The sequence below is a fragment of the Thiohalocapsa sp. genome, from assembly GCF_019695415.1.
In the GTDB taxonomy this organism is placed as follows: Bacteria; Pseudomonadota; Gammaproteobacteria; order Chromatiales; family Chromatiaceae; genus Thiohalocapsa.
On sequence record NZ_JAIFKJ010000424.1, the window covers coordinates 1 to 2,266 of the forward strand.

General features: G+C 67.2%; 4 protein-coding genes. 2 read left to right on the forward strand and 2 right to left on the reverse strand.

Annotated elements, in window-relative coordinates; genetic code table 11:
• On the reverse strand, positions 1-292 hold a 292-nt coding region (locus I6U14_RS12115; protein WP_296899659.1), incomplete at its 3' end, for a hypothetical protein.
• Positions 293-391: 99 nt separating this feature from the next.
• Here I6U14_RS12115 and I6U14_RS12120 point away from each other — a divergent pair.
• Positions 392-1,144, forward strand: a complete 753-nt coding sequence (locus I6U14_RS12120; protein WP_296899660.1) for a hypothetical protein — start codon at positions 392-394, stop codon at positions 1,142-1,144.
• A gap of 215 nt (positions 1,145-1,359) precedes the next feature.
• Positions 1,360-1,719: a hypothetical protein gene (locus tag I6U14_RS12125; RefSeq protein WP_296899661.1), complete on the forward strand. Its 360-nt coding sequence runs from the start codon at positions 1,360-1,362 to the stop codon at positions 1,717-1,719.
• A gap of 6 nt (positions 1,720-1,725) precedes the next feature.
• Here I6U14_RS12125 and I6U14_RS12130 read toward each other — a convergent pair whose 3' ends face one another.
• Positions 1,726-2,025, reverse strand: coding sequence for a hypothetical protein (locus tag I6U14_RS12130; RefSeq protein WP_296899662.1), 300 nt, complete (start codon positions 2,023-2,025; stop codon positions 1,726-1,728).
• Positions 2,026-2,266: the final 241 nt, after the last annotated feature.

The window sequence follows — 2,266 nt, forward strand, 5'->3', positions numbered from 1 at the left end:
TGGTAGTGTGGTGGTGGGTTGCTTGTTGTGGTGTTTTTTTTGTGGGTACTGGTACCACAGAGATATGCACGTGCCTCTCCGTGGGCAGCGTCAGGTGTGAATAAGAGGAAGGGTGTGTGCCGGCCAGGCAGACCGCGCACAGGTCCTCGTCCACGTGCGCCAGGTGCGCGATGCCATGGGCCGCCAGCAGCGTCTGCGCCAGCAGCAGGGCACAGGCCAGCAGCAGGCGCCCGAGCGGGTGCTTGCGGTGCCGGGAGCTGGGCAGAACAGCGAAGGTGGCGCCTGGGGACACGAATCGAGGGATCGCTCGGGCTAAGAGATTGCTAAGATGTTATACCATAGCAATTTCAAAAGTGACATGTCGCAAATGCGAGACATCCGGCGCGGCGCGATGGCCGCTGTTTTCGGGCTCTTCTTCCTGTCGGGCTTCAGCGCGCTGGTGCTGCCAGTGGTGTGGATGCGGGAGCTGTCGCTGCTCTTCGGGGCCACCGCGCAGGCGGCGGTCGCCACCCTCGCAGCCTTCTTTCTGGGCCTGGCCGCCGGCAGCGCCTACTGGGGCCGGCGCAGCCGCCGCATCGCCCGGCCGCTGCGCTCCTACGCGCTATTGGAGCTGGGCGTTATGGCGGCAGGACTCGGCTATTTTCTGCTGGCACCGGCCTTTGCCGCCCAGTACGGCATGCTCTACAGCCATTTGGCCGAGCCGGCGACGGGCTTGTTGCAGGCGATCACGCTGCTGCTCGCGCTGGTGCTGCTGTCCCCGGCGGCCTTCTTCATGGGCGGCACCCTGCCGGTGCTGAGCGCCTGGCTGGTGCGGCACCCGGCGGCACTCGGGCGCTTGGTGCCCCTGCTCTACGGCGTGAACACGGCGGGCGCGGCCATCGGCGCCCTGAGTGCCGCCTTTCTGCTTCCGCCGCTTTTGGGTCACGGCGGCAGCTACCTGCTGGCTTTGGCGCTCGCCAGTGGCATCGCCCTGACCGCCTGGTGGCTGGGTGGCCGGGGCTCGGCACAGGGGCACTGCGCGCCGAGCTGGACGCGGCCATCGACGCGCTGGAGCGGCGCATCGAGCGTCTTCAGGGCGGCTGATCCTGAACGTATGCTGCCGGACTTGACCGCAGACAGCGCAGCCGTCGGCACTGTGGTCTAGGCTTGACTCGCGTGTATGCCGGGCCGGCCCGCGCCGACGTGTGGGCACCGACCTGTGGGCACCGGGGCCGCTCCTCCGCGGGTGCTGATCGGAACAAGTCCCCAAGGGCCCGTCCATCAAGGCCACCGCTGAGCTTAACGCCAGCGACCTACACCTGCGCCCGGCCCCGCCCGGCGAGACACCTGTCCAAACACCAAACCCTGGAAACCTGACCGATGACCGAGTCCTGCAAGACCCATCCGCATCATGACCACGAGCACGGCCCCGGCTGCGGCCACCACGCCCTCCGCCACGGCGACCACGTGGACTACCTGCACGACGGCCACCTGCACCATCCGCACACGGTGGACGGCCAGACGCACTACGACGAGCACGTCATCGAAGTAAGTGAGACCAACCCCGACGGCTGCGAGCAGCGCATCACTGCCTGCTGCGAGAGCGGCCATGTACACGGCCCCGGCTGCGGCCACGAGGCCGTTCCGCACGGCGATCACTTGGACTACATCGTCGACGGCCGCCTGCATCACCCGCACGGCGACCATTGCGACGATCACGGGCCTGTGACCCTCATCTGAGCGCACCTACCGCAGCGTCGCCGCCAGTGCATCGAGAACCGCGCTGCCGGTCAGCGGTGCCACGACTCCGCTGCGGAGGACATCGCGCAGGCCATCGCGGGCTTCGGCTCTGGTTGAAGCCGTGGTGGTGCTGGACGGCAATTTAGGTCTCGCCGGTGACTCGACTCGATTCGACGCGAACAGCACCGCGCCTTGGTGGATCACCAGCCTCGTCAGACGCTCCCGAGCAAGCATGTAGGGATCCTCAGGGTCACCGGTCACGAGGCGCACCAGAACGGAAGTATCAATCCTGTAGGGCGGGGTCATGATGCTCCTCGCGGAAACGGGCCAGGCCGAACGTGCCGCGTTCGCGCCGCAGATTATTGTGCAGAGGCGCCAGGCGCTCCGGATGGATGCGCCGCGGTCACAGCACATAGCCGTCCGGCTGCGGTTCCAGCTCCAGCTGATCGCCCGGGCCGACGCCTAGGGAAGCGCCGATTTATTGGCGCTTCCCGCGCGGGGCAGGACGCCCCGCCATTTTCGGCGACGCAAGTCGCTGAAAATGAAG